We start from the raw sequence: 1,368 nt of genomic DNA on the forward strand, positions 1-1,368 counted from the left end.
GCAGGATTAAGTGAAAAGTACTGTACTAAGTATGGCAGTACATTATGCACTCTTGAATTGCTCGAATGGGCTGATAAAGTTTTTGTGATGGAACCACAGCACAAGAAAAGGATATTGGATTATGCAGGTGAACGATATTTGCAGAAGGTTGAAGTATTAGATATCGATGACATCTATCAATATATGCAGCCGGAGCTATTGGAGTTGTTTCAATCTAACACAAAACTAAAATGTCTCTAAGTATCAGGCATTACAAGTCATCGAAGTTAAATAGAAAGGAATTAAGAAAGGCATTGCTGCAAATAGCGACAAGAGTTTGGCTGTTCTCTACACTGATGGCCATCGAGTAATTATACAGTAGCAACCGTCTGAGAATTAGAGTTTTTTGTGAAGAGTAGTGCATTGCGTACTGAAAGTACTCATGTAGTATTGTAATGATGCGCGAAGTCTCTATTAGTTTTTTCAAAATTGATTAAAACAAATAGCACAGTGCACGTTTACTGATTTATTGTAAAATAAATCATATTGGAATACCCTGGTAAATAGACTTAGATACAAAATTTAACTTTACCCACATTTATATTTTTCTGTAACGCGGCGATAACGGAAATGTGAACGGGTTACTAGGCTATCTATTATAAAAAGGAACCGATTTACGTTTAGTCAGAGGTGCGTTATTTCTATTTATTTCGAATAGAAATAACTTTAGTCTAGAAATTTTTAGAGTTTAAGCCGCCAACGGTTATCTTCAGCTAACTTGCTGCTTAATTCGAAGAATATCGCACTTCGGAGCTTAATTAGGGAAAGCTTAACATAAAGGAATACGTAATGGCCGCAATTGATGATGTTAGCAAATGGACTTTAGCATTTTGTAGTAGTAGAAGCGATATTTTAGCAGGAAGTCCACTTTGGGCATATAAAGTTACAGAAGATGAATTAACACAACTGCAAAAGTACTTTAAACGCCTATTTGCTGAAAAAACAGCTCAAACTATTTTTAATCACTATATCAATCGCATTGATAAGCCACTTGTTATCTATATAGCTACATGGTTACAGAGGAACACTAAAGGTCGAGTTAAATGGAACCTGGTTACCGAGAGTATGGGGCTAAAATATGAAAATACTACTCGAACAAGCCTCATTGAGTGTGTCAATAGTGGGCTGAAAAAATGGGGGGTTCCTGTCCATGTAACCAGCAGTCACCGTTACTTAGCTACCTTATATTGTCACGGAGGCTTTCCTCGTTCTGATATGTTGGGAATCTGTCACTCTCATTTAATGGATTATTTTGAAAGTGTTCTACATCATTATTCATGTTACCAGCACTCATCAGAGCTTCAAACTCTAGCACGTAATGAGTTAACG

The 1,368-nt window shown here is 36.3% G+C and carries 1 protein-coding gene and 1 pseudogene; both read left to right on the plus strand.

What is annotated here, in order from left to right:
• Window positions 1–240: pseudogene (locus tag H5202_RS24090) on the plus strand (hypothetical protein); the annotation flags it as partial.
• Window positions 241–828: 588 nt separating this feature from the next.
• On the plus strand, window positions 829–1,368 hold a 540-nt coding region (locus H5202_RS22510; RefSeq protein WP_220493983.1), incomplete at its 3' end, for a hypothetical protein.

The organism is Shewanella sp. SG41-4, assembly GCF_014164505.1.
Lineage (GTDB): Bacteria > Pseudomonadota > Gammaproteobacteria > Enterobacterales > Shewanellaceae > Shewanella.